Genomic DNA, 23,646 nt, shown 5'->3' on the forward strand with positions numbered 1-23,646 from the left:
CGGCGCCCGCGTGCGCACCGCGGCCGAGGTCCTGTTCTTCGTCAGCCCAGCGCTGGCGCTGTTCCTGCTCTTCGTGGTCTGGCCGATCGTCAAGGCCGCGCAGTTCTCGCTCTACCGCTGGCGGGGCTTCGGCCCGCTCAGCGACTTCGTCGGGCTGCAGAACTACTCGACCGTGCTGCACGACGAGGTCTTCCGGGGTGCGTTCTCGCACAACCTGTTCATCGTCGTCGGCTCGATCGTGCTGCAGCTGCCGCTCGGCCTGGCCGTGGCGCTGCTGCTCAACCGGCGGATCCGCGGCCAGGGGCTGCTCCGCACCATCGTCTTCGTCCCCTACGTCCTGGCCGAGGTCATCGCGGCGGTCGTCTGGCTGCAGCTGCTCCAGCCGGAGTACGGCGCGGTCGACTCCCTGCTCTCCGGCGTCGGCGTGCCCGTGCCCGACCAGGGCTGGCTGGGCTCCCCCGACCGAGCGCTGTGGACCGTGCTCATCGTCCTGACGTGGAAGTACCTCGGACTGGCCGTGCTCCTGTTCCTCGCCGGCCTGCAGGGCGTGCCGCAGGACGTGGTCGAGGCCGCCGAGATCGACGGCGCGAGCTGGTGGCAGGTCCAGCGCTGGATCACCGTGCCGCTGCTCGGGCCGACCGTGCGGATCTGGGTGTTCCTGTCGATGATCGGCTCGCTGCAGTGCTTCGACATGGTGTGGGTGCTCACCGGCGGCGGCCCGGCCAACTCGACGACGACCATGGCGACGTTCCTGGTCAACGAGGGCACCAAGCGGCACAACTACGGCATCGCCGCCGCGGCCTCGGTGATCCTCTTCGTGGTCGCGTTGTTCTTCGCGCTCGCCTACCAGCTGCTCGTGCTGCGTCGCGACACCAAGGGGGCGGCGCGGTGACCGACACGCTGCCCGACGTCACCCCGCCGGCACCGGCCCGGCCCGCGCCGCGGCGTACGACGTCCGTGCGCGGGGGCGGCGGCTCGCCGCTGGTGTACCTCGGGGCGCTCGTCGTCGTCGCGCTCACCCTCGGCCCCGTCGTGTACGGCGTGCTGGGCGGCTTCCGCAGCAACGCGCAGCTGGCCGACTCCCCGGCCGGGCTGCCCGACCCGTGGCTGCTCGACAACTACCGCCGGGTGCTGACCAGCCCGACGTTCTGGCGCTACGCCCTCAACTCCACCGTGGTCGCCGGGCTCACCACGCTGCTGGTCGTGGTCTTCGGGCTGATGGCGGCCTACCCCCTGGCGCGCTACCGCTTCCCCGGGCGCGAGGCGCTCTACAGCGTCTTCCTCGTGGGTCTGCTCTTCCCGGCGACGGTGGCGATCATCCCGCTGTTCATCCTCGTCAGCCGGGACCTGCAGCTGGGCAACACCTGGTGGGGCGTGGCCCTGCCGCAGGCGGCGTTCGGGCTGCCGATGACCGTGGTGATCCTGCGCCCGTTCCTCGTCGCGATCCCCGACGAGCTCGAGGAGGCCGCGCTCATGGACGGCGCCTCGCGGATCGGCTTCTTCTTCCGCGTGGTCGTGCCGCTGTCGGCCCCGGCCACCATCACCGTCGGGGTGCTCGCCTTCGTCGCGTCCTGGAACGCCTACCTGCTCCCGCTGCTGCTGCTCCAGGGCGACATGAAGACGCTGCCGCTCGGTGTGGCCGACTACTCCACGCAGTACTCCTCCGACACCGCCGGCGTCCTCGCCTTCACCACCCTGGCCATGGTCCCCGCCCTCGTCTTCTTCCTCGCCGTGCAGCGCCGCATCGTCAGCGGCCTCCAGGGCGCGGTGAAGGGCTGATGTCCGTGTCCACCACGACCCCTCACCCAGGAGGCCCCGTGACCGAGACCGCCGCCGGCGAGGACCCGCGGGTCGCCGACCTCCTGGCGCAGATGACGCTGGAAGAGAAGCTGGCCCAGCTCGTCGGCTACTGGGAGAAGGACGCGACGGGCTCCGACGTCGCGCCGCTCGCGGGAGCCTTCGACAGCGGTCCCGGCCTGGAGGAGTTCAGCCGGCACGGCCTCGGCCACCTGTCCCGGCCCTACGGCACCCGGCCGGTCGAGCCGGCCGACCGGGCCGCGTGGCTGTGGGGGTTCCAGCGGCACCTGGTCGAGCAGACCCGGCTCGGCGTACCGGCGATCGTGCACGAGGAGTGCCTCACCGGCCTGGCCGCGTGGCGGGCCGCGACCTTCCCCGCGCCGCTGTCGTGGGGCGCGTCGTTCGACCCCGGGCTGGTCGAGCAGGTCGGCGCCGCCATCGGCCGCTCGATGCGCGAGCTCGGCGTGCACCAGGGCCTGGCGCCGGTGCTCGACGTCATCCGCGACCCGCGCTGGGGGCGGGTCGAGGAGTGCATCTCCGAGGACCCGTACGCCGTGGGCACCATCGCCACGGCGTACGTCACCGGGCTGCAGTCGGCCGGGGTGCACGCGACGCTCAAGCACTTCGTCGGCTACTCCGGCTCGCAGGCGGGCCGGAACTTCGGGCCGGTGCACGCCGGGCCACGCGAGCTGGCCGACGTGTTCCTGGTGCCGTTCGAGATGGCCGTGCGCGCCGGGGCGCGATCGGTGATGAACGCCTACACCGAGATCGACGGCGTGCCGGTCGCCGCCGACCGGTCGCTGCTGACCGGGCTGCTGCGTGAGCAGTGGGGCTTCGACGGCACGTGCGTGGCCGACTACTACGCCGTCGCCTTCCTGCACCTGCTGCACGGGGTGGCCGCCGACCCCGGCGACGCCGCCGGGCAGGCGCTGTGCGCGGGCATCGACGTGGAGCTGCCCACCGGCGACACCTACCTCGCGCCGCTGGCCAAGGCGGTCCGCAGCGGGGCCGTCGAGATGGACGCCGTCGACCGGGCCGTGACGCGGGTGCTCCGACAGAAGGCCGACCTCGGGCTGCTCGACGCCACCTTCACCGACCCGCCGCCCACGGCCGTGGACCTCGACGACGACGAGCACCGCGCGCTGGCCCGGCGGCTGGCCGAGGAGTCGGTGGTGCTGCTGGCCAACGACGGCACGCTGCCGCTGCGCTCCCCCGGCCGCGTCGCGGTCATCGGCCCGAACGCCGACCGCTCCGCCGCGCTCTTCGGGTGCTACTCCTTCGCCAACCACGTGCTGCCCGACCACCCCGGCACCGAGCTCGGGATCGCCGCACCCACCGTCCTCGCCGCTCTCGCGGACGAGCTGGGCGACGTCACCCACGTCGAGGGCTGCTCGGTCGACGGCCCCGACACCGCCGGCCTCGCGGACGCCCGCGCCGCGGCCTCCGACGCCGACCTGGCCGTGGTGGTGGTCGGCGACCGGGCCGGGCTCTTCGGGCGCGGCACGGTCGGTGAGGGCTGCGACCGCGACGACCTCGAGCTGCCCGGCGTGCAGCGGCAGCTGGTGGAGGAGGTGCTGGCCACCGGGACGCCGGTGGTGCTCGTGCTCCTCACCGGTCGGCCGTACGCCGTGGGCTGGGCTCTCGCCCGATGTGCGGCCGTCGTGCAGGCGTTCTTCCCCGGCGAGGAGGGCGGTCCGGCCATCGCCGGGGTCCTCTCGGGGCGCGTGAACCCGTCCGGACGGCTGCCCGTGAGCATCCCGCGCTCGGCCGGTGCGCAGCCCTACGGCTACCTGCGCCCGCCGCTGGCCGGGCCGGGCGAGGTGACCAGCCTGGACAGCACCCCGGCGCGGCCGTTCGGCTTCGGGCTGTCGTACTCGACGTTCGTCCACGACCAGCTCGTCGCCGGGCCCACCGCCGCGACCTCCGAGGGCGTCGCCGTCGAGGTGCGCGTCACCAACACCGGCGACCGGGCCGGGGCCGACGTCGTGCAGCTCTACGGTCGCGACGTGGTGGCCAGCGTGACCCGGCCGGTCGCGCAGCTGCTCGGCTTCGCGCGCGTCGAGCTCGAGCCCGGGGAGAGCCGGACGGTGGCGTTCGACGTACCTCCCGCGAGGCTGGCCTTCACCGGCGCCGCCGGCGTGAAGGTGGTCGAGCCCGGGGACCTGGTGCTGTGGGTGGGTGCGTCGTGCGACGACCGCGAGGTCACCGCCACCGTGGCCCTGACCGGGCCGGTGCACGAGGTGCCGTCCGGGTCGCCGCTCGGCACCGGGGTCCGGGTCAGCTAGGCGGGGCCGTCGAGGCCCGCTCGACGAGCGAGACCGGCATCCGCACGTCGGGGGGACGGGTGCCGGGCTCCTCGAGCATGCGCACGAGCAGGTCGAGGGCGGCCGCGCCCATCTCGTGCAACGGCTGGTGGATGGTGGTGAGCGGCGGGGTGCCGCCGACCGCCTCGGGGACGTCGTCGAAGCCGACCACCGAGAGGTCCTCGGGCACGCGCAGGCCCAGCCCGGCCGCGACCTCCATGGTGCGCAGCGCCATCAGGTCGTTGCCGCCGAAGACGGCCGTCGGCCGGTCCTCGCGCGTGAGCAGCGCCCGGGCCGGGCCCTCGGCGGTCTCGGCGCGGTAGTCGCCGTTGCCGACCAGCGACTCGTCGACGGGTACGCCGGCCGCGGCCATCGCCTGCCGGAACCCCTGCTCGCGCAGCCGCGCCGACTCCAGGTCCTGGCGACCGCTCAGCAGCGCGATCCTCCGGTGGCCGAGGCCCAGCAGGTGCTCGGTGGCCAGCACCGCGCCGGCCAGGTTGTCGGAGTCCACGCTGGGCGCGTCGGCCGGGCCGGTGTGCGGGTCCACGGCGACGACCGGGATGCCCGCGCCGGCGTCGACCACGGTCGGCGTGACCAGGATCGCCCCGTCGATGAGCGTCCCTCCCAGCCGCGCCAGCGACCGGCGCTCCCACCCGACGGCGTCCTCGCGGTGACCGCCGGACCAGGCCAGCAGCTCGTAGCCCGTCCCGCCCATCGCCGCCGACACGCCCTTGAGCAGCTCGGTGCTGAACGGCTCGAACTCGGCCACCAGCACGCCCAGCACGCCCGTGCGGCTGCTGCGCAGGCTGCGCGCCCCGAGGCTCGCCTCGTAGCCCAGCTCCGCCACCGCCGCCGACACCCGGTCGACGGTCGCCGGCGCGATCCCGTAGCGACCGTTGACCACCTTGGACACCGTGGCCACCGAGACACCGGCCGCGCGGGCCACGTCGGCCATCTTCACGCGCTCACCGGTGGCCATGGGCGCAGCCTATTGGAAAACGTTATCGACGGTGGGGTCGGCGCACCGGCCGGTCGCGCGGTGCGGGCCGGCGGGGCGGCAGCCGCGCGGTCAGGGCCGGGCGAGGGAGGCGGCGAGGCCGACGAGGTGGCCGAGGCGCGCGAGCTCCGACTCGACGTACTCGGGTCCGCCCCGGCGGCAGAGGACGACGACGTCGTTGCCGTCGATGCGGGCGCCGGCGTAGAGGTTGACCTCGTCGCCGTCGACGTCGACGCGGGAGGCGCGCTCGATCTCCAGGAACGGCCAGTCGGTGGGGGCGGCGTCGGTGCGGTGGACGACGCCCTGGCTGCGGTGGACGCGCAGGGCCCAGTCGGCGCGGAAGGCCACGGGCAGGAGGTCGACCACGCGGTCGAGGGCCTGCTCCGGGTCGGTGGTGAGCTCCTCGACGACCTCGAGGTCGAGGAAGAGGTTGCCGCCGGCGGCGTACCGGCTGATCCACATGACCTGCACGCCGTCGAGGGTGTTGCAGGCCGAGACGATGGAGTCCGGCATGGCGCCGCCGTGCATCTCCAGGAGCACGTCGTCGACCGCGGTGCCGTCACCCTTCTCGACGATCTCGATGGCCTCGATGTCGCCGCCGGCCTCACCGATCGCGGTCGCGACGCGGCCCAGCGACCCCGGGACGTCGGGGAGCTCGACACGCAGCAGGAACGGCACTCCTCGACCCTAGGGCACCTGCGTGACGCTGCTGTTGCGGCCGGCTCGCCCTCCGGAACGCGACCACGGGCGCTCGCGGCTCCTCCTTTCGTCTGCTCGAGCAGGTGCCGCGGTCTCTGTCCGGGTGCGACGCAGGCTGCGAGCGTCGGGGCATGGAGAAGGACGTGGCCGCGCAGGGCGCGGTGGCGCAGGCGCTGGCGCGGGCCCGCACGCTCGCACGAGGCTTCGTGGTGTGGAACGACGTCGTCCTGGTCGTGGTGCTGGTCGTCGTCCTGGTCGCACACGGAAGCATCGCGCGGGACGCGGAGGCCACCGTGGTGCTGCGGGCCGGCGTCTTCGCCGTCGGCGGCTTCGTGCTGCTGGCCCTGCTGCGCGGCATGGCCCAGGGCAAGCGGAGCTCGTGGCTGCGGCTCGCGGTGATCTCGGTGCTGGCGCCGCTCGGGACCGTGGTGTTCGTCAGCGCCACTCGGGAGCTGCCGTGGTGGTTCGTCGTCGCCCAGCTCGTGAGTGCCGTGCTGCTGGCGGGGATCGCGGTCTGCGTGCTGCGGCGCGAGGTGCGGGCGGCCTACCCGAAGCTCAGCGGTTGAACCGTTGGCGCAGGCCGGTCGCGCGGAGAGCGCGGCGGTCGACGGCGGCTCGTACGTCGGCCGGCGAGCCCACGACCACCACACGCTGCCGGGCGCGGGTGAGGGCGGTGTAGAAGAGCTCGCGGGTGAGCAGGCGGGAGTCGGGCGGGGGCAGGACGACCACGACCTCGTCGGCCTGGGAGCCCTGGCTCTTGTGGATGGTGAGGGCGTGCATGGTCTCGACCTGGCCGAGGCGGCTGGGGGCCAGGTCGAGGAGGCCGGCGCTGCCCGCGACGGCGGCGCGCAGGCCGCGGGTCGCGGCGGTGGCGGGGGCGCGGACGGCCACGCCGGTGTCGCCGTTGTAGACGCCGAGGCCGTAGTCGTTGGCGGTGACGAGGAGCGGGCGGCCGGCGTACCACTGGGTGTGCACGGGCTCGCCGGTCTCCTCGCCGAGCCAGCGCTCGACCTGCGCGTTCCACTGGCGGACGCCGAACGGGCCCTCGCGGTGGGCGCAGAGCAGCCGCTGCCGGTCGAGCAGCGCCAGGGCGGTCGCGGCGTCGCCGGCCTCGGCCGCGCGGAGCACGTCGAGGGCGTGCGGCACGACGAGGGCCCGGACGTGTGCGGCGTTGTCGTCGGTGTCGACCAGGCGGACGTGGTCGCCGCCCGCCTCGAGGAGCTCGACGGCGCGGTCGGCGTCGCCGGTCCGCACGGCCTCGGCCAGCTCGCCGATGGAGGCGCCGAAGCGGTGCGAGGTGATCAGGGCCGCCACGCCGACCTGCGTCGTCTCCTGCACGGTCTCGACCAGGTCGGCGAGTACGGCGCCGGCCTCGACCGAGGCCAGCTGGAACGGGTCGCCGACCAGGATCAGCCGGGCACCGGGCCGCACGGCCTCGAGCAGCCGGGCCATCATCGTCAGCGACACCATCGAGCTCTCGTCGACCACGACCACGTCGTGCGGCAGCCGGTTGTCGCGGTGGTGGCGGAACCGCGACGCGGTGTCCGGGCGCGCGCCGAGGAGCCGGTGCAGCGTGACGGCGCGTACGCCGAGCAGCCGGTCGCGGTCCGAGGACGGCAGCTTGGCCACCTCCTCCTCGACGGCCTGCTGGAGCCGGGCGGCGGCCTTGCCGGTCGGCGCGGCCAGCGCGATGCGCAGCGGCGGCGCACCGGCCAGCGACGCCTGCTCGGCACAGAGGGCCAGCAGCGCCGCGACGGTGGTGGTCTTGCCGGTGCCGGGGCCGCCGGTGAGCACGGTGGTGGCGTGGGTCAGGGCGACGCGGGCGGCGGCGCGCTGCTCGTCGTACCCCTCGGGCGGGAAGACCCGGTCGAGCGCCGCGGCCAGCCACGCCTCGGCCGGCGGAGCCGTGCCGGACGGACGGCCGACCAGGTCGGCGTGCACCTGCTCCTCCTCCCGCCAGTAGCGGTCGAGGTAGAGCAGCCGGACCCCCTCGTGCTCGAGCAGCCGCAGCACCGGCGCGGGCGCCGTGACCAGGGCGCTGGCGGTGACGGCGGCGTGCCACTCGTCGGTCTCGGGCCACGGGAGGTCGGGGACCGGGTCGACGTCGGCCACCGTGGCCAGGTCGACGCAGACCGAGCCGCCGCGCACCGCGCGGACCACGCAGGCCACGGCCAGCGCGACCCGCTCGTCGTCCTCCTCGGCCAGCGCGCAGAGCCGCCGGGCCACGTGCACGTCCGCGGCGTCGAGGACGCCGGCCTCGTTGAAGGTGCGCAACAGCCCCTCGGCGCCGCGGGCCAACCGCGGGTCGTGGGCGTCGTCGAGACCGGCCGTCGGGTCCGGCGTCACCACCGTCACGCCGCACCGTCCAGCAGGTCGCTCAGCGCGGTCACCAGCGCCACCGGCGGCCGCCAGGAGAACACGCCGGCCGGGTGGCCGTCCTCCTGCGGCGTCTGCGGCCCGCACATGCCGCGGACGTAGAGGTAGAGCACGCCGCCGAGGTGCGTGGCCGGGTCGTAGCCGGGTTGGCGCCAGCGCAGGTAGCGGTGCGCGACGACGACGTAGAGCAGCGCCTGGAGCGGGTAGTCCGAGTGGAGCATGGCCTCGACCAGCCGCGGGCGGGAGTACGCCGCCGCCGTGAGCGGCTGGTCGACCGGCCCCAGCCAGTTGGTCTTGTAGTCGACGACCAGGTAGCGCGGCCCCGGCACCCGCAGCACCACGTCGATGGAGCCCGACAGGTAGCCGCGCAGCGGCTGGCCACCGAGCGCCGGCGTGCGCAGGCGGTCGGCGTAGGGGCGCAGCGGGTCGTCGGCCGGCAGGTGCTCGGCCAGCAGCTCGCCCACGTCGGCCAGCGCGACGTCGGGGCCGGACGGGGCGTCGCCGCCGGCCAGCGGGATCTCGAAGTCGAGCTCGCAGAGCCGGTCGGCCAGCCCCAGCTCGCCCAGGGTCAGCCCGTCGGCCAGCGGCCCGAGCGGGGTGTGGTGCAGCGGGACCAGCGCCGCGGCCAGCTCGGCGGGCGGCGCCGCGACCGGCCACCACACGCGCTGCTCCTCGACGTGGCGCAGCAGCTCGGCCTCGAGGTCGGGCGCGTGCGGATCGGCCACCTCGAGCACGCCGTGGACCAGCGAGCCGAACGCCGCACCGGAGGGCAGGTCGGCCATCGGCGACGGCACCGAGTCGGGCTCGGTGTCCGGGGCGGCCGCCACGACTCCTCCGTCCGAGGACTCGTCGGCCAACTCCTCGACCAGCTCGTCGTCGCGGGCCGAGAGCTCGGGCTCGGAGCTGACGCCGACGGTCTCCTCGGCGGCGCGGACCAGGGCGGAGTACGACGTGCGGCGCCAGGCCACGTCGATGGCCCGGTCGAAGCGGCGCACGCCGAGCCCGCGCGGTGGGCCGGACGACGGGGGCTCGGGCACGTCGCGGGCCGGCTCGGCGCGCTCGAGGTGCGGGCCGCCGACGCCCTCCCACTTGCGCAGGTGCTCCAGGGCCTCGGCGTCGCTGACCTTGGGGTCGAGGGAGTCCGGCACCGCGGCCTGGCGCGGCACGCGGCCGCGCAGCAGCCGGGACAGCCCGCCGTTGACCTCGTCCCACGACGGCGCCCACCAGGCCACGACCTGCGACTGTGCGCGGGTGAGCGCGACGTAGGTCAGCCGGATGTCGTCGCCGGCCGCCTCGGCGCGGCCCTTCGCGGTGACTGCGGCGTACCCCGGCGAGCCGGAGCCGCCGATGTCGAGGCAGCGGGTGTCGTCGGGCTCGTGGTAGAGCACGGCCTCGCCGAGGCGGACGTTGCGGTTGAAGGCGAAGGGCAGGTAGACGAGGGGGTACTGCAGCCCCTTGCTGACCCACACGGTCATGATCTGCACCGCCGCGGCGTCGCGGTCGAGGCGCCGGTTGCGCTCCGCGGCACCGCCCCGCTCCTCGCGCTGGTCGCGCAGCCACTGCAGCAGCGCGGGCAGCCCGAGCCCGTCGCGGTGGGCCACCTCGTGCAGCAGCTGGGTGAGGTGCTCGACGTCGGTGAGGTGGCGCTCGCCGCCGCGGTGGGCGAGGACGCGGGTGGCCATGCCGGCGACGTACGCCGCCTCGAGGACCGCCGCGATGCCCCGGGCCCGGGCGTGGTCGGCCCAGCGGCGCAGGGTCTCGGCGACCTCGTCGGTGAGCCGGTCGCCGCTGTCGGCGGCGAGCTCGGCCACCGTGCGGCCGAAGAACATGGTGGTCGCCGCGGCGCGCACCAGCCCGGCCCGGCCCGGCTGCTCGAAGGCCTCGAGCAGGCACTGCCAGTCGGCGGCGGCCTGGGAGGCGAAGACGTCGGTGTCACCGGTGTAGACCGCAGGCACCCCGGCCGCGGCCAGCGCGTCGCGGCAGGCCCGCGCGTCGCGGTGGCTCTCCACGATGACCGCCACGTCACGGGCCTGGACCGGGCGGGGTCCGGCCCCGTCGTCGTAGGTCGCGTCGGAGGCCAGCAGCGCGCGCACGTCGGCGGCCAGGTCGGCCGCGATGAACGGCCGCAGCTCGTCCATGGGGATGGTGCGGGTGCCGCGGATGCCGAAGGACTCGCGGGAGACCACGCGCAGCCGGAACGGGTCGTTGCACGGTGCGTCGGCGAGCCGGTGGCTGGTCCGGTCGGCCTCGACCGGTCGCACCACGATGTCGGGGTGGCCGAGCGCGGCGCCGTCGAGCACGCGCAGCAGCCGCTGGACCAGCGGCGCGTCGGAGCGGTAGTTGGTGTCGAGGGTGAGCAGCGCGTCGGCGGCCTCGCGGGCGCGCAGGTAGGTGACCACGTCACCGCCGCGGAAGGCGTAGATGGCCTGCTTGGGGTCGCCGATCAGCACGAGCGTGACCCGGCCGAGGAAGGCCCGCTCGATGACCTCCCACTGCACCGGGTCGGTGTCCTGGAACTCGTCGACCATGACGATCGACCAGCGCCGGGCCATCCGATCGCGGGCCGGGGCGTCGTCGGCCTCGAGGGCGACGGCCAGCCGGGACAGCAGGTCGTCGAAGCCGAGGACGCCGAGCAGCCGCTTGCGCCGCTCGAGCTCGCGCAGCACCTCGTCGGCGAAGGCGCGCCGCACGCCCGCGGTGGTCTCGGCCAGCGGGTCGGTGGGCGTCAGGCGGGTGCGGGGGTTGCGCACCACCTCGTGGGCCAGCTCGAGCGCCTGGGCCCGGGTGAGCACCGGGGTCTCCCGGTCGTCGCCGAAGCGCTGGAGGTAGCGGTCGTCGACGATCTCGCCGACCAGGTCGTCGAGGTTCTCGACCAGGGTCACGCCGGCGTCGGTGTCGCCGGCCACGCCGAGCGAGCGCAGCACCAGCTGGCAGAACTGGTGGGTGGTGGCGATGGTCGCGGTGTCGAACGCCGCCAGGGCGTCGCCCAGCCGGCGGCGCCGCTCGACCAGCTCCTCGGGCGGCCCCGCGACGAGGGCGCGGAGGAGCTCGTCGTCGGCGCGGCTCGGGTCGTCGAGGGCCTCGGCCGCGGTGACCAGCTGCCGGCGCACCCGCTCGCGCAGCTCCTGGCTCGCGGCCCGGCTGAAGGTGATGAGCAGCATGTCGTCGAGGCGGGCCCGGCCCTCGGCGACGTAGCGCGTGACCAGGGCAGCGAGCGCGTAGGTCTTGCCGGTGCCGGCGCTGGCCTCGAGCACGGTCGTGGTCGGCCCCTCGGGCAGCGGGGCGTGGAGGTCGAACGGACCCGTGGTCGGGGGCCGGGTCACAGGGGCCCCCGCTCGCTGTCGAGCAGCGGGGCCCACAGCCGTTCGGCGAGGGCCGGCAGCTCGGACAGGTCGTCGAGGTCGGCGTGCTCGCCCCAGACCCGGACGTGCGCGGCGTCGGCGTCCTCGCCGGGGTAGCGGCTGGACTTCCACTTCTTCAGCGCCTCGGGGCGCGGGTCCTGGCCCATCCGGGCCGCGGAGGCCCAGGCGAACGACGTCTTGAGGGGCAGGTGCAGCGGCGCGCGGCGACCCTCGTCGTAGAGCTCGACCAGGCCGTTCAGCAGCTTCAGCGGCTCGTCGCCGGGCGGGCCGAGCAGTCGCTGGGCGGCCTGGGAGCCGCGCGGCGCCCGGCCGATGGTGAGCGCGGTCCAGTTGTGGTCGGGGTGGCCGGCGGCCAGGGCCAGCAGGCGGACCCACGACTCGAGCAGGTGCTTGCCGTCGAGGCGGGAGTAGCCGACCGAGACCAGCCGGTCGGCGTACACCGGGGTGAGGGTGCCGGTGAGCCGCCGGCCGCCGGGCAGCGCGACGTCGACGTCGTAGGCCTTGGGCTCGACCTGGCGGTGGGTGAGCGCGGCGAGGGCGAGGTTCATCGCCGTCTCGCGGACCTCGGTCGCCTTGCGCCAGCCGAGCTGGCCGGGCGGCAGCGCGCCGCGGCGCCACTCGATCTCGCGGGCGGTGTCGGGGTGGATGCCGCGGACCATGTCGTCGAGCATCCGGTCGCCCACGCCCCACGTCTCCAGCTGGTCGATCTCGACCGGCATCGCGTCGCTGACCGCGTCGACGTCCCAGGGCAGGGTGAGGTCGAGGGCCCGGAAGAAGCCCTTGACCGGGTGGCCGAAGAAGCGGACCAGGTCGGCCAGCGCGATCTCCTCGACGCCGGCGGCCGGCTCGGTGAGCGGCCGCTCGAAGAACGCCGGCGGGTCCTGGCGCGGTCCGGTGACGGCGCGCGCGGCGGCCAGCATCTGGGGGTCGAAGGTGAACGGCGTGGGCGTGCCGAGCCGCCCGGGCTCGACGTTGCGCAGGTCGAAGCCCTGGAGCGGGTGCTTGACGACGACGTCGGCCCGCACCGGCGCCTCGGTGGTGCGGTCGAGGGCGTCGAGCAGCTCGCCGAGGGGTACGGCGGGCGGTCGCTCCTGCCCGCTGTGCGGGTCGGCCCCGGTGTAGGTGACGACCAGCCGCTCGGTCGCGGCGCCGATCGCGTCGAGGAGCAGCTGGCGGTCCTCGGCGCGCACGTCGCGCTCGCCGGTCACCGGCTCGCGAGCCAGCACGTCGTCGCCGTCGACCGTGCGCTGACGCGGGAAGACGCCGTCGTCCACGCCGAGCAGGCAGACCACCCGGTGCGGCACCGAGCGCATCGGCACCATGGTGCAGACGGTGAGGCTCCCGGCGCGGAAGTTGGCGCGGGTGGGCCGCCCGGCCAGGTGGTCCTCGAGCATCGCGCGGACGTCGGTGAGCCGCAGCGGGCTCGCCCCGCGCTCGCCCGCCTCGACCCCGACACGGGCCAGCTCGCGCTGCACCTGGCCGACCTGCCACTGGTCGTCGCCGTCGACGCGGGTCAGGTCGGCCACGCCGGCCACCAGCCCGTCGAGCCAGTCGGCCAGGGGCCGGGTCCCGGTGAGCCGGTCGGTGGCGGCGACCAGCCGGTCGACGTACTCGGCGAACCGGCCGGCCAGCTCGACCCGGTTGCTGCCGACGTCGTCGAGCGGCAGCGCGGTGCCGAGCCAGGCCTGGGAGTCGTCGGACATGGCCACGCCGACCAGGACGCGGTCGAGGCCGAAGCGCCAGGTGTTCTGCAGGTAGCGGACGCCGAACGGCTCGCGGTGCGCGGCGTCGAAGCCCCACCGCACGCCGGCCTCGCGGACCCAGTCGGCCAGGGTGTCGAGGTCGTCGTCGACGAAGCCGAACCGGCGCCGCACCGGCGGGCTCTGGGCCAGGTCGAGGACCGCGCTGGCCGTGGCCCGGCTGCCGGCCACGTCGAGGAGCTGGGCCGCCACCCCCAGCAGCGGGTTGGTCTGGGTCAGCGACCGGTCGGCCAGCTGGACGCGCAGCCGGTGGGCGGGGTGGCCGCCCTCGACGACGTCACCCAGGCCGAACGACGCGGTGATGAGCGGTGCGTAGCTCTCGATGTCGGGGCACATCACGAGGATGTCGCGCGGCTCGAGGGTCGGGTCGTCGGCGAGCAGCCCGAGCAGCACCTCGCGCAGGACCTGGACCTGCCGGGCCGGGCCGTGGCAGCGGTGCACCTGCACCGAGCGGTCGGCCGGGTCGTGGCGGCGACCGGCCGGTCGCACCTGGTCGGCGCGCAGGTCGGACTGGAGCCGGCCGAGCAGGGTGTCGGGCAGGTCGCCGGCCGGCACCGCCTGGTCGTGAGCAGCCGGTCCGAGCCCGCGCTGGAGCTCGCGCAGGTCGCGGCCCAGCGAGGCCAGCAGCGGGTGGCGGACCTCGCGGTGGCTGTGGTCGGCGCGCCGTGGCACCGGGCCGGCCGCCGCACCGAGCCGAGCCCAGAGGTCGGCGCTCGGGTGGGGCAGCCACAGGTGCAGGTCGTGGTGGGTGGCCAGCGCGCGCAGCAGCTCGATCTCGGTGGCCGGCATCCGGGTGTGGCCGAACAGCGACAGGCGCTCGGGCAGGTCGGCCGGCCCGTCGCTGAGGCGCCGCAGCGTCGCGGCGTGCCGCGCGGCCGGCACGGGGGCGTCGACGCTCGCGGCCAGGGCTCGCCACAGGGGTGGCTGCCAGCGCAGGTCGGCGTCGAGCTCGCCGCCCAGCCCGTCGGTCTCGCGCCCCGTCGACCAGTCGGCGAGCAGCTGCGGCCGCTGGGCGGCGTACGACGCGAAGAGGCCGGCCAGGCGCCGGGCCACGGCGTAGCGCCGGCCGCGCCGGAACTCCGCCTCGTCGCCGGTGTCGCGGTGCCCGAGGTGCGCCGCGAGTGTCGCCGCCCACGGCTCGTCGAGACAGGTGTCGAGCACCGACAGCAGCGGCCAGGCCAGCGCGTCGGGCGCCCACGGGTCCTCGTCGCGGGTGCCGGTGAGCTCGGCGACCAGCGAGCGGGGGAACCGGAACTCCACGCCCGCGCACACCCCGTCCGCGCCGCCGGACGACGTGCCGAGCCGGTGGGACAGCCGCTGGCTCAGCCACCGCTCCACCCCGCGCGCGGGCACCAGCACCAGCTCGGTCGCGAACGGGTCGCCCAGCGGGGTCGACAACAGCTCGCCGAGGGCATCGGCGAGCAGGTCGGTCCGCGGGGCGCGGTGGAGGTGGAGCACCACGGGACGACCCTAGGCGGAGGGTCCGACAGACGCGGGGGGCGTCGTCAGCTGCCCCAGAACCCGCTGCGGTCGTCGTCCTCGGAGGCCGAGGAGACGACCTTCTCGATCTCCTCGGGCTTGCCGTGGAACTTGCGGAAGCTCCAGACGAGCAGGACGACCACGATGATCGCGGACAGGAACTGCGAGATGCTCGTGGCCTTGCCGCCGGGCAGCCACCACTTCTCCGAGAGCGGGTACCAGCCCGGCATCGCCGGGCCGACGAACCACAGCACGCCGGCGGCCGCGATGAGCACGGCCATGAGCGCGGTGGCCACCACCCGGGGCCAGGTCTCGACCGAGCGGGCGGCGCCCTTGAGGGCCTCGCGCTTGACCGGCTCCACGCGCCGCTCGGCCCATTCGTACTGCTGGGACAAGATCACGAGCCCGCCGGCGATCATGAGCAGGCCGGGTCCGGGCAGGATCAGTGCCGCGATGCCGGCCACCACCAGGAGCCAGCCCACGGCCTCGAGACCGACCCGCTTGGCTGCGCCCTTCATGGGGTGAGCCTGCCAGAGCGGGGCAAGACCGGTGTGGACCTCAGCCGAACTGCTCGAGGTACGCACGACCCTCGTCGTCGAGGCGGCCGTGGGCCTCCGCGATGCGCGCCCACCGCACCGACATCCGGGCGAAGCGGAGCGGGTTGTAGACGTCCTCCTCGCGCGCGAAGAGCCCGTCGCCGGCGTAGGTCATGATCGTCAGGTTCGACTCCTCCAGCGCCGTGCCGTCGCCGGGGTCGGGCATCAGGTTGCGCACCTCGCAGATCAGTCGCGACGTCGGCGCGTCCACCACCTGCCAGGCCAGCGGGAAGCCGGTCATCACCGAGCCCGGGAACGACGTCATGGTCCGCACCGACCAGGCCCGGATCTCCTCGCGGCCGCGGAAGGTGCCGAAGGCGTGCTCGACGTACGTCGCGTCCTCGGTGAAGCTGTCGGCGAAGCCGGTCCAGTCGCCGCTCGCGGCGTGCTGCTGGACCCGGGCGTGCAGGGCGGCGTACGCCTCGGTGATCTCCTCGGCGCGGTGCACCCCGCGATCCAACCAGGCTCAGCCGGTGCGCCGCGAGACCAGCACCGCGCCCACGGCCAGCGCGGTGGTGAGCGTCAGCGCGGCGAGGAACGGCGCGAGGTCGGCCGAGGTGCCGACGGCAGTGAACAGCAGCCCCGACAGCGAGATGGCGGTGGCGCCGCCGACCGCGTCGGAGATCGAGACCGCCGCGGAGTTGCCGCCCTGCTCGCGCTCGGACGAGGCGGCCAGGACGGCGGAGGTGATGCGCGGGAACATCAGGCCCATGCCGGCCCCGGCCAGCACCCAGGCCGCACCGATGAGCACGGGGCTCAGCCGCAGGGCCGCCGCGGCGAGCTCGGCGCCCACGCCCACGGCGAGGAGGGTCGAGCCGGTCCGCAGGGCGGCGGCGTGGGTGAGCCGGGAGCCCAGCCGGGCCTGGACCTCGGACGCGGCCGACCAGCCGAGCGCGCCGACGGTGAGCGTGGCGCCGGAGAGCCACGGGCGGACGTCGTACTGCTCCTGGAGCAGGTAGGGCAGGTAGATCTCGGTGGCGAAGAACGTCGCCGCGATCACGCCGCGCAGCGCGACGACGGCGGGCAGGCCCCGGCGCAGCAGCAGGGTGCCGGCCGGCAGCAGGGGTCGTACGGCGAGCAGCACGACGACCACCGCCCCGGCGGCGACGACCGAGCCGAGGGCCGCCGAGGCCCGGCCCGCCAGGTCGAGGACCACCACCGCGCCCGCGACGACGACGGCGAGGACCAGCCGGCCGCCGGTGGCGACCGGCGTCGGCGAGGGGTCGTCGACCATCGTGCGCAGCGCCGGCACCAGGGTGACCGCGGAGAGCAGCGCGAGGCCGACCACCCCGAGGAAGACCCAGCGCCAGCCGACGGTGTCGTTGACCACCCCGGCCAGCGTCGGGCCGACCATCGAGGGGATCACCCAGGCCGCCGCGAAGGCACCGAAGATCCGCGGGTGGTCGACCGGCGCGAAGATCCGCGCGACGGCGACGTACACCGCGACGATGGCCGCGCCCGAGCCGAGCCCCTGCAGGAACCGCGCGGCCACGAAGAGCTCGATGTTCGGCGCCAGCCCGGCCAGCAGCAGCCCGAGCACGAAGACCAGCGTGGAGACCACCAGGGGCCGCCGCGGCCCGGTGCGGTCGGCCCACAGCCCGCCCGCGACCATGCCCACCACGCTCGCGGCCAGGGTCGCCGAGAACGCTGCTGAGAACCACGCCCGACCGTCCAGGTCCGCGCTGACCGACGGCATGATCGTGGTGACCGCGAGGGCCTCGAAGGCGGCCAGGAAGATCAGCCCGACCATGCCGATGGTCGCCGAGCGGTACGGCGCCGCGAGCAGCGGCGTGGTCGCCGGCTCCTCGGTCGCGGTCACCTCGCCACGGTAGGACGTGGACCGCGGTGGAGCTCAAGCCAGGTGGTGCACCTCCTGCTTGCCGTACACCGGCGTCGCGATCCCCTCGTGCCGCGCCTTGAGCTGGAGCGCGAGGTAGAGCGAGTAGTGCCGCGACTGGTGCAGGTTGCCGCCGTGGAACCACAGGCTCTCGACCTGGGTCGGCTTCCACATGTTGCGCTGCTCGCCCTCCCACGGTCCGGGGTCCTTGGTGGTGTCCGAGCCGAGCCCCCACACCTTGCCGACCCGGTCGGCGACCTCCTGCGAGATCAGGTCGGCGGCCCAGCCGTTCATCGAGCCGTAGCCGGTCGCGTAGACGACCAGGTCCGCGGGCAGCTCGGTGCCGTCGTCGAGCACCACCGAGTCCTCGGTCAGGTGGGTGACCTGGCCGTGCACCAGCTTCACGTCGCCGTTGGCCACCAGGTCGGCGGCACCCACGTCGATGTAGTAGCCGGAGCCGCGGCGCAGGTACTTCATGAACAACCCCGAGCCGTCGTCGCCCCAGTCGTGCCAGAAGCCGGACGCCTCGAGCCGCTCGTAGAAGTCCTTGTCCTTCTCCGCCATCGCCTCGTACGCCGGGATCTGGAACTCGTGCAGGATCCGGTACGGCAGCGAGGCGAAGATCAGGTCGGCCTTCTCGGTCGTCACTCCGGCCTCGAGCGCACGCTCGGAGTAGAGGTCGCCGAGGCCGTACTCCATGAGCGAGTCCGACTTCACGATGTGCGTCGAGGACCGCTGCACCATCGTCACGTCGGCGCCGTGCTCCCACAGCGCCCCGCAGATGTCGAAGGCCGAGTTGTTCGAGCCGATGACGACGCACCTCTTGCCGGCGTACGCGTCGGGGCCGGGGTGCTGCGAGGAGTGGTGCTGGTCGCCTCGGAAGGCGTCCTGGCCGGGCAGCGTCGGGATGTTCGGCTTGCCGGACATGCCGGTGGCGAGCACCAGCTGCTGCGGACGGAGGGTGAGCGGCTGGCCCTCGCGCTCCACCTCGACGGTCCACTCCCCGGTCTCCTCCGAGTACGTCGCGGAGGTGGCGACGGTGGAGGACCAGTACGGCACCTCCATCGTGGTGACGTAGGACTCGAGCCAGTCGCCGATCTTGTCCTTGGGCGCGAAGACCGGCCAGTTGTCGGGGAACTTGAGGTAGGGCAGGTGGTCGTACCAGACCGGGTCGTGCAGGCACAGCGACTTGTAGCGGTTGCGCCACTGGTCGCCGGGGCGCGGGTGCTTGTCGATGACCAGGGCCGGTACGTCGAGCTGGCGCAGCCGGGAGCCGAGCGCGATGCCGCCCTGACCGCCGCCGACCACCAGCACGTACGGCTGGGTGGTCGAGCCCAGCGACTCCGCCTCCTCCTGGCGCCGCTCCTTCCAGGTCTGCCGGTCACGGTCCGCGCCGTGCTGGGCGCCCATCGGCCGCCTCGTGCCGCGCGGCTCCTCGTGGCCCTTGAGCTCCTGGAGCGAGGTGAGGAAGGTCCAGGCCCTGTCCCGGCCGTCCTCGCTGACCAGCCGGGCCAGCCCGACGCCGCGGCCGACCGCGGTGTCGAAGCGGAACCACGCGGTGACGACACCGTCCTCCTCGGTGGCCGACTCGGTGAGGGCGAAGCCGCTCGGGTCGGTGGCCTCGAGGGTCTGGGTGAGCAGGTCGGCGACGCCGCCGGGGTCCTCGACGGTCTTGAGGTTCCAGGTGAAGGAGACCAGGTCGCGCCAGAAGCTGGTCGCGGCGAACAGGCTGGACGCCCGGTCCACGTCGCGCGCACGGAGGGCGTCCTCGAAGGCCGCGAACCAGGCCGTGGCCCGGTCGTCGGCGGTGGTCGCGGCGCTGGGCCGCTCCTCGGTCTGGGTCATGGCGTCAGCAGACGCCTCCGGGGTCGGGCGAGGACAGGGTTGCATTGAGTTGCGACGTGGCCGGCGTCACACTGGGTCATGCCCTCCTTCGGCGCGGTCGCGCCGGGCACCGACCTGTCGCAGCACGCGCGCGAGCTGGTGCGCATCCACGACGCGGTGCTCTCCGGCGCGCGGCCACCGGAGCGGCCGCGGGCCCTGGTCGCCCGCTCCTGGGCCCGGGTCATGGGGCTGGGCCTGGCCGCCGACCGGGTCAACCAGCGCCGGCCGCTGCCCACCGCCGAGCTCGAGCGCCGCCGTCGTACGTCGCGGCTCTCGCTGGTCGTCGACGAGCTGCGCCGGGTCCTGACCAGCGTCGCGGACGCCTCGATGTTCCTGGTCGTGGTGACCGACGCCGACGGCGTGGTGCTGTGGCGCGAGGGCTCGGCGCGGGTGCAGCGGACCGCGGACCGGCTCGGCTTCCTCGAGGGCATGGACTGGACCGAGCAGGTCGTCGGCACCAACGCGATCGGCACCGCGCTGGCCGAGGCGGCGCCGGTGCAGCTGTTCTCGGCCGAGCACTTCGAGGCGCAGCAGCACCCGTGGTACTGCACGGCCGCGCCGGTCCACGACCCGCGCGACGGCACGCTGCTCGGCGTGGTCGACGTGAGCGGTCCCGCGCTGACCCTGCACCCGGCCATCGGCGCGCTCGTGGAGAGCGCCGTCCGGCTGGCCGAGGGCGCGCTGTGGCGCCAGCACCAGGAGGGGCTCGAGGCGCTGCGCCGCTCGACCGAGTCCGTGGTCAGCACGACGTCCGGGCCGCTGCTCGTCGTCGACGACCACGGGTGGGTGGCCCACCGCACCGGGGTCGCCGTCCGCGACCGGATCGACGTGCCCCAGGCCGACCGGCCCGTCGCGGTCCCCGGCCTCGGGCTCTGCCTGCCCGAGCGGCTCGGCGCCGGGTGGCTGGTGCGTCCGCACGACCGGGCCACCACCATCCACGCCACGCTGACCGGCACCGTGCTCGAGGTGCACGCCGACGGCGGCGCGTGGCGGGCGGTGCTGACCCCCCGGCACGCCCAGATCCTGCGACTGCTGGCCACGGGGCCGATGACCGCGGCCGTGCTCAGCACCCGGCTGTTCGGCGACGACGCCCACGTGGTCACCGCGCGGGCCGAGGTCTCGCGGCTGCGACGCGTGGTCGGGGCCCTGGTGGCGACCGGTCCCTACCGGCTCGCGGACGGGGTGCTGCTCACTCCTCGCTGAGCGGCGCCGCCGTGACCACGTCGTTCGCGGCCGCCCACTGGCCGAGGTCGCGGCGCTCGATGGCCGCCGCCATCAGGTCGGGGAAGAGGTCGGGGGTGCAGGCGAACGCCGGCACGCCGATGCCGGCCAGTGCGGCGGCGTGCTCCACGTCGTACGACGGCGCACCGGAGTCGCTCAGCGCCAGCAGCGCCACCATGGTCGCGCCGGAGCCCACGACCTCGGCCGCTCGCCGCAGCATCTCCTCGGCGATCCCGCCCTCGTAGAGGTCGCTGATGAGCACGAAGACGGTGTCGACCGGGTCGCGGACCAGCCCCTGGCAATAGGCGATGGCGCGGTTGATGTCGGTGCCGCCGCCGAGCTGGACGCCGAAGAGCACGTCGACCGGGTCGTCGACCTCGTCGGTGAGGTCGACGACCTCGGTGTCGAAGAGGACCAGGCTGGTCTCGACCGAGCGCAGGGAGGCCAGGACCGCCCCGAAGACGCTGGAGTAGACGACCGACTCCGCCATCGACCCGGACTGGTCGACGCAGAGGATGACGTGTCGCTCGACCCGCGTCGTGCGCCGGGCGTGGCCGACGAGCCGCTCGGGCACGACCGTGCGGTGCTCGGGCAGGTAGTGCTTGAGGTTGGCCGCGATGGTCCGGCCCCAGTCGATGTCGGCCGCGCGCGGTCGGCGGGTGCGTGCGGCGCGGTTGAGCGCACCGGTCACGGCCTGGACCGTCTCGGCCCGCAGCCGCTCCTCGAGCTGGTCGGTGACCGTGCGGACGACGGCACGAGCGGTGGCGCGGCTGGCCTCGGGGATGGCGTGGTTGAGCCCGACCAGCGTGGTGACCATGCCGATGTCGGGCTGGACCGCCTCCATCAGCTCGGGCTCGAGCAGCAGCTGGTGCAGCCCGAGCCGGTCCATGGCGTCGGCCTGCATGACCTGGACCACCGAGGACGGGAAGTAGGTGCGGATGTCGCCCAGCCACCGCGCCACCCGCGGCGCGCTCGTGCCCATGCCGCCGCGCCGGTCGCCGTCGTAGAGCTCCGACAGCGCGCGGTCGCGCTCGAGGTCCTCGGCCTCGAGCCCGCCGCCGACGCCGGTGCCGTCGGCGTCCTCACCGCCCAGCACCAGCCGCCAGCGGGTGAGCCGGTCCCGGTCCTCAGCCACGGGTCAGTCCGATCAGCTCGGCCACCCGGCGTACGGCGGGCAGCGCGCGCTCGACGTCCCACTCGGCCGCTGCGGTGAGCGGCGCGGGGCCGCCCTCGCCGAGCTGGCGCAGGCGGGTGCCGAGCCGGCGCCGCTCGGCCACCGCGAAGCGCGCGAAGGTCCGGCGCAGCAGCGGGAGCAGGTCCTCGAAGGAGTCCTCGGCCACCGTGGTCACCCACTCGTCCACGATCCGCAGCAGCTCCGGATCGTGCAGCAGCAGCACCGCGTCGCCCTCGAGGAAGCCGTCCAGCCACGCGGCGCCGGCGATCGGCGTGGTGCCGACCGAGAGCCGCCGGCTCAGCCGCGCCGCCGCGTCCTCGGACGTGAGCACGCCGAGGTCGAGCAGGATCCGGTTCACCCGGCCGGAGACCAGGCCGTGCACGCCGTCGTCGGCGGCCACCGCGACCAGCGCCTCGCGCCAGACCGGTGGCTCGTCCTGGACCAGGCTGATGCCGCGCTGGGCCGCGTCGACGGCCGCCCGCATCCGGGTGGCCGCGTCGTCGTCCAGCGAGGCGCAGCCCGGCCGCAGGTCGACCGACGCGCGGGCCACGACCGTGTCGAGGACCTCGGCGACCCGGCCGGTGTCGGCGTCGCGCACGTCGCCGTACCTCCGCGTCCGCGCCAGTGGCTCGATGGCCTCGAGGAGCCCGACCACGTCCTGCTGGCGGGCCGTCGCGGCGGCGAGCGCGGTGACCACCTCGTCCAGGGCCTCGGGCAGGTCGGCCAGGAAGCACTGCTCGACGAGCGCGCCGAGGGCGTCGAGGTCGGCGGCGTCGCGGGCCCTCTCCGAGACCAGCGCGGTGGTCGCCGACACGACGGTGGTGCCGTGGAGCCCGGCCTCGACCAGCGACACCGCGAACTCCGGGCGCCACTCCAGCTGCCAGCCCTCCTTGAACGTCCCGGTGGTGCGGCCGGCGTCGGCCGGCGTGCCCCACGGCACGCCGAGCAGCCGCAGCCGGTGCAGCAGCACCGAGCGGTCGCGCTGGCTCTCCTTGCGCAGGTCGAGCACCACGGTGGTCGGCGTCGGGGACGGCTTGAGCCGGAGCGAGCGCTGGAGCCGGTCCAGGTCGCGGGCCAGCGGGATCATCGGCGTCTCGTCGGGAACCGAGCCGAGCTGCTCGCCGACCACCAGCCGGCGGTCGATGAGGGCCAGCGGCACGTCGGAGCCCTCGCAGAGCACCGACCGGGTGGCGTCGGTCAGCTCGCTCAGCCCGACCGACGGGCGGCCGCGGACGGCGGCCAGGGCCTCGGCCAGCCGGACCGCCTCGACCACCGTGGCCGGTGCCGCGGGCAGCCCCTCGTCGCGCAACGCGCGGGCCACCCTGGTCAGCCAGGACGGCACGACGGCGGCTGGGTCCTGCTCCCAGGTGACGAAGAGGTGCTGGTACCAGCCCGGCGAGGTGACGCCGGCGCCGTACCCGCTCGCCGTGGCCAGCCGGTCGGCCGTCCACGGTGCCCAGGTCACCGCGACCTTGGTGCGCGGCAGCCTGGTCAGCATCCGGTTGTCGTGGGTGGCCGGCGGGAACGCGTCGGGGTGCAGCACCGGGGCGTGGTAGGCGCCGCACACCACCGCGATCCGGGCGAACCCCTCCTTGAGCGAGGCCCGCAGCACCCGGCGCATCGCAGCCTCGCGGCGCTGGTTCTCGGTGTCGTCGTCGTCGCCGGCGCGGACCTCGGCCATCGCCTCGCGGATCATCGCGAACTGCTCGAGCGTCGAGCTGTCGCGGTGCTCGACCGCGTCCTCCCACCAGCGCTCGGGGTCGTCGTAGCCGGCCACCCGGGCCAGCGTGGCGATGGCGTCGGACCCTCGCCCCTCCGCGCGGTCGTGCTCGGCGAGCGAGTGCGCGGCGGGCAGGTCCGCGAACCGCACCGGTACGCCGCGCGCGAGGGCCCAGCGCAGGGCCACCCACTCCGGCGAGAAGACGGCCAGCGGGTAGAAGGCCGCGCGGCGGGGCGCGTCGACGGCGTACACCAGCCCGGCCACCGGCGGGACCAGGTCGGGGTGGCCGGCCAGCGGCAGCAGCGCGTCGAGCTCGGGCGCGCCCTCGATGACGACCAGGTCGGGCTCGAGCTCCGCGAGCGCGCCGGCCACGGACCGGGCCGAGCCCGGTCCGTGGTGGCGCACGCCGAGGACCTCGAGGTCGGTCACTGCTCACCCACG

Annotated in this window: 16 protein-coding genes; 5 read left to right on the forward strand and 11 right to left on the reverse strand. The window is 74.9% G+C overall.

Annotated elements, in window-relative coordinates:
* Nucleotides 1-10: 10 nt before the first annotated feature.
* From G5V58_RS21495 to G5V58_RS21505, 3 genes are read left to right on the forward strand one after another with little or no spacing between them, the layout of a single operon-like run.
* On the forward strand, nucleotides 11-892 hold the full coding sequence (locus G5V58_RS21495) for a carbohydrate ABC transporter permease (protein ID WP_230486822.1): 882 nt from the start codon (nucleotides 11-13) through the stop codon (nucleotides 890-892).
* Nucleotides 889-1,779, forward strand: a complete 891-nt coding sequence (locus tag G5V58_RS21500) for a carbohydrate ABC transporter permease (RefSeq protein WP_230486823.1) — start codon at nucleotides 889-891, stop codon at nucleotides 1,777-1,779. The genes G5V58_RS21495 and G5V58_RS21500 overlap by 4 nt, the downstream gene beginning before the upstream one ends.
* Nucleotides 1,780-1,817: 38 nt before the next feature.
* Nucleotides 1,818-4,082 (forward strand): beta-xylosidase/alpha-l-arabinosidase, encoded by a 2,265-nt coding sequence (locus G5V58_RS21505; protein ID WP_230486824.1) that lies wholly within the window; start codon nucleotides 1,818-1,820, stop codon nucleotides 4,080-4,082.
* Here G5V58_RS21505 and G5V58_RS21510 read toward each other — a convergent pair.
* Nucleotides 4,075-5,079, reverse strand: a complete 1,005-nt coding sequence (locus tag G5V58_RS21510) for a LacI family DNA-binding transcriptional regulator (protein WP_165237130.1) — start codon at nucleotides 5,077-5,079, stop codon at nucleotides 4,075-4,077. The genes G5V58_RS21505 and G5V58_RS21510 overlap by 8 nt on opposite strands.
* A gap of 90 nt (nucleotides 5,080-5,169) precedes the next feature.
* Entirely contained in the window at nucleotides 5,170-5,775 is a 606-nt protein-coding gene (locus tag G5V58_RS21515; RefSeq protein WP_165237132.1) for an ACT domain-containing protein, read from the reverse strand.
* A gap of 152 nt (nucleotides 5,776-5,927) precedes the next feature.
* On the opposite strand from G5V58_RS21515, the gene G5V58_RS21520 reads away from it, so the two are divergent.
* Nucleotides 5,928-6,362, forward strand: coding sequence for a hypothetical protein (locus tag G5V58_RS21520; protein ID WP_165237134.1), 435 nt, complete (start codon nucleotides 5,928-5,930; stop codon nucleotides 6,360-6,362).
* On the opposite strand, the gene recD is transcribed toward G5V58_RS21520, so the two are convergent.
* Genes recD through G5V58_RS21555 form a run of 7 tightly spaced genes read right to left on the reverse strand, consistent with a single transcriptional unit; the run spans nucleotide 6,352 to nucleotide 19,051 of the window.
* Nucleotides 6,352-8,151: an exodeoxyribonuclease V subunit alpha gene (recD, locus tag G5V58_RS21525; RefSeq protein WP_230486825.1), complete on the reverse strand. Its 1,800-nt coding sequence runs from the start codon at nucleotides 8,149-8,151 to the stop codon at nucleotides 6,352-6,354. The two genes, G5V58_RS21520 and recD, sit on opposite strands and share 11 nt — an antisense overlap.
* Nucleotides 8,148-11,495 carry a UvrD-helicase domain-containing protein gene (locus G5V58_RS21530; RefSeq protein ID WP_230486826.1) on the reverse strand — a complete coding sequence of 1,116 codons (3,348 nt, stop codon included), beginning with the start codon at nucleotides 11,493-11,495 and terminating at the stop codon, nucleotides 8,148-8,150. Before G5V58_RS21530 ends, recD begins: the two co-directional genes overlap by 4 nt.
* Nucleotides 11,492-14,755, reverse strand: a complete 3,264-nt coding sequence (recC, locus tag G5V58_RS21535) for an exodeoxyribonuclease V subunit gamma (RefSeq protein ID WP_165237138.1) — start codon at nucleotides 14,753-14,755, stop codon at nucleotides 11,492-11,494. Before recC ends, G5V58_RS21530 begins: the two co-directional genes overlap by 4 nt.
* A gap of 44 nt (nucleotides 14,756-14,799) precedes the next feature.
* Nucleotides 14,800-15,291, reverse strand: coding sequence for a PGPGW domain-containing protein (locus G5V58_RS21540; protein ID WP_165237140.1), 492 nt, complete (start codon nucleotides 15,289-15,291; stop codon nucleotides 14,800-14,802).
* Nucleotides 15,292-15,331: 40 nt separating this feature from the next.
* Nucleotides 15,332-15,817 carry a nuclear transport factor 2 family protein gene (locus tag G5V58_RS21545; RefSeq protein ID WP_230486827.1) on the reverse strand — a complete coding sequence of 162 codons (486 nt, stop codon included), beginning with the start codon at nucleotides 15,815-15,817 and terminating at the stop codon, nucleotides 15,332-15,334.
* Nucleotides 15,818-15,835: 18 nt separating this feature from the next.
* Nucleotides 15,836-17,188 (reverse strand): MFS transporter, encoded by a 1,353-nt coding sequence (locus G5V58_RS21550; RefSeq protein WP_230486828.1) that lies wholly within the window; start codon nucleotides 17,186-17,188, stop codon nucleotides 15,836-15,838.
* A gap of 33 nt (nucleotides 17,189-17,221) precedes the next feature.
* Nucleotides 17,222-19,051: a flavin-containing monooxygenase gene (locus tag G5V58_RS21555; RefSeq protein ID WP_165237144.1), complete on the reverse strand. Its 1,830-nt coding sequence runs from the start codon at nucleotides 19,049-19,051 to the stop codon at nucleotides 17,222-17,224.
* 78 nt (nucleotides 19,052-19,129) lie between these two features.
* Between G5V58_RS21555 and G5V58_RS21560 the strand changes: the two genes are divergently transcribed.
* Nucleotides 19,130-20,293: a GAF domain-containing protein gene (locus G5V58_RS21560; protein ID WP_165237146.1), complete on the forward strand. Its 1,164-nt coding sequence runs from the start codon at nucleotides 19,130-19,132 to the stop codon at nucleotides 20,291-20,293.
* Here the strand turns inward: G5V58_RS21560 and G5V58_RS21565 are convergent.
* Both G5V58_RS21565 and G5V58_RS21570 read right to left on the reverse strand, forming a co-directional pair.
* Nucleotides 20,280-21,446, reverse strand: a complete 1,167-nt coding sequence (locus tag G5V58_RS21565) for a vWA domain-containing protein (RefSeq protein ID WP_165237148.1) — start codon at nucleotides 21,444-21,446, stop codon at nucleotides 20,280-20,282. The genes G5V58_RS21560 and G5V58_RS21565 overlap by 14 nt on opposite strands.
* Nucleotides 21,439-23,634, reverse strand: a complete 2,196-nt coding sequence (locus G5V58_RS21570) for a DUF5682 family protein (protein ID WP_165237150.1) — start codon at nucleotides 23,632-23,634, stop codon at nucleotides 21,439-21,441. Before G5V58_RS21570 ends, G5V58_RS21565 begins: the two co-directional genes overlap by 8 nt.
* Nucleotides 23,635-23,646: the final 12 nt, after the last annotated feature.

It is taken from the genome of Nocardioides anomalus (assembly GCF_011046535.1).
Taxonomy (GTDB): Bacteria; Actinomycetota; Actinomycetes; order Propionibacteriales; family Nocardioidaceae; genus Nocardioides; species Nocardioides anomalus.

Bases quoted from the DNA above. Each gene is read 5' to 3' on its own strand.
- G5V58_RS21540 (WP_165237140.1), bottom strand. From the start codon at position 15,291: ATGAAGGGCGCAGCCAAGCGGGTCGGTCTCGAGGCCGTGGGCTGGCTC.
- G5V58_RS21510 (WP_165237130.1), bottom strand. From the start codon at position 5,079: ATGGCCACCGGTGAGCGCGTGAAGATGGCCGACGTGGCCCGCGCGGCC.
- G5V58_RS21520 (WP_165237134.1), top strand. From the start codon at position 5,928: ATGGAGAAGGACGTGGCCGCGCAGGGCGCGGTGGCGCAGGCGCTGGCG.
- G5V58_RS21555 (WP_165237144.1), bottom strand. From the start codon at position 19,051: ATGACCCAGACCGAGGAGCGGCCCAGCGCCGCGACCACCGCCGACGAC.
- G5V58_RS21560 (WP_165237146.1), top strand. From the start codon at position 19,130: ATGCCCTCCTTCGGCGCGGTCGCGCCGGGCACCGACCTGTCGCAGCAC.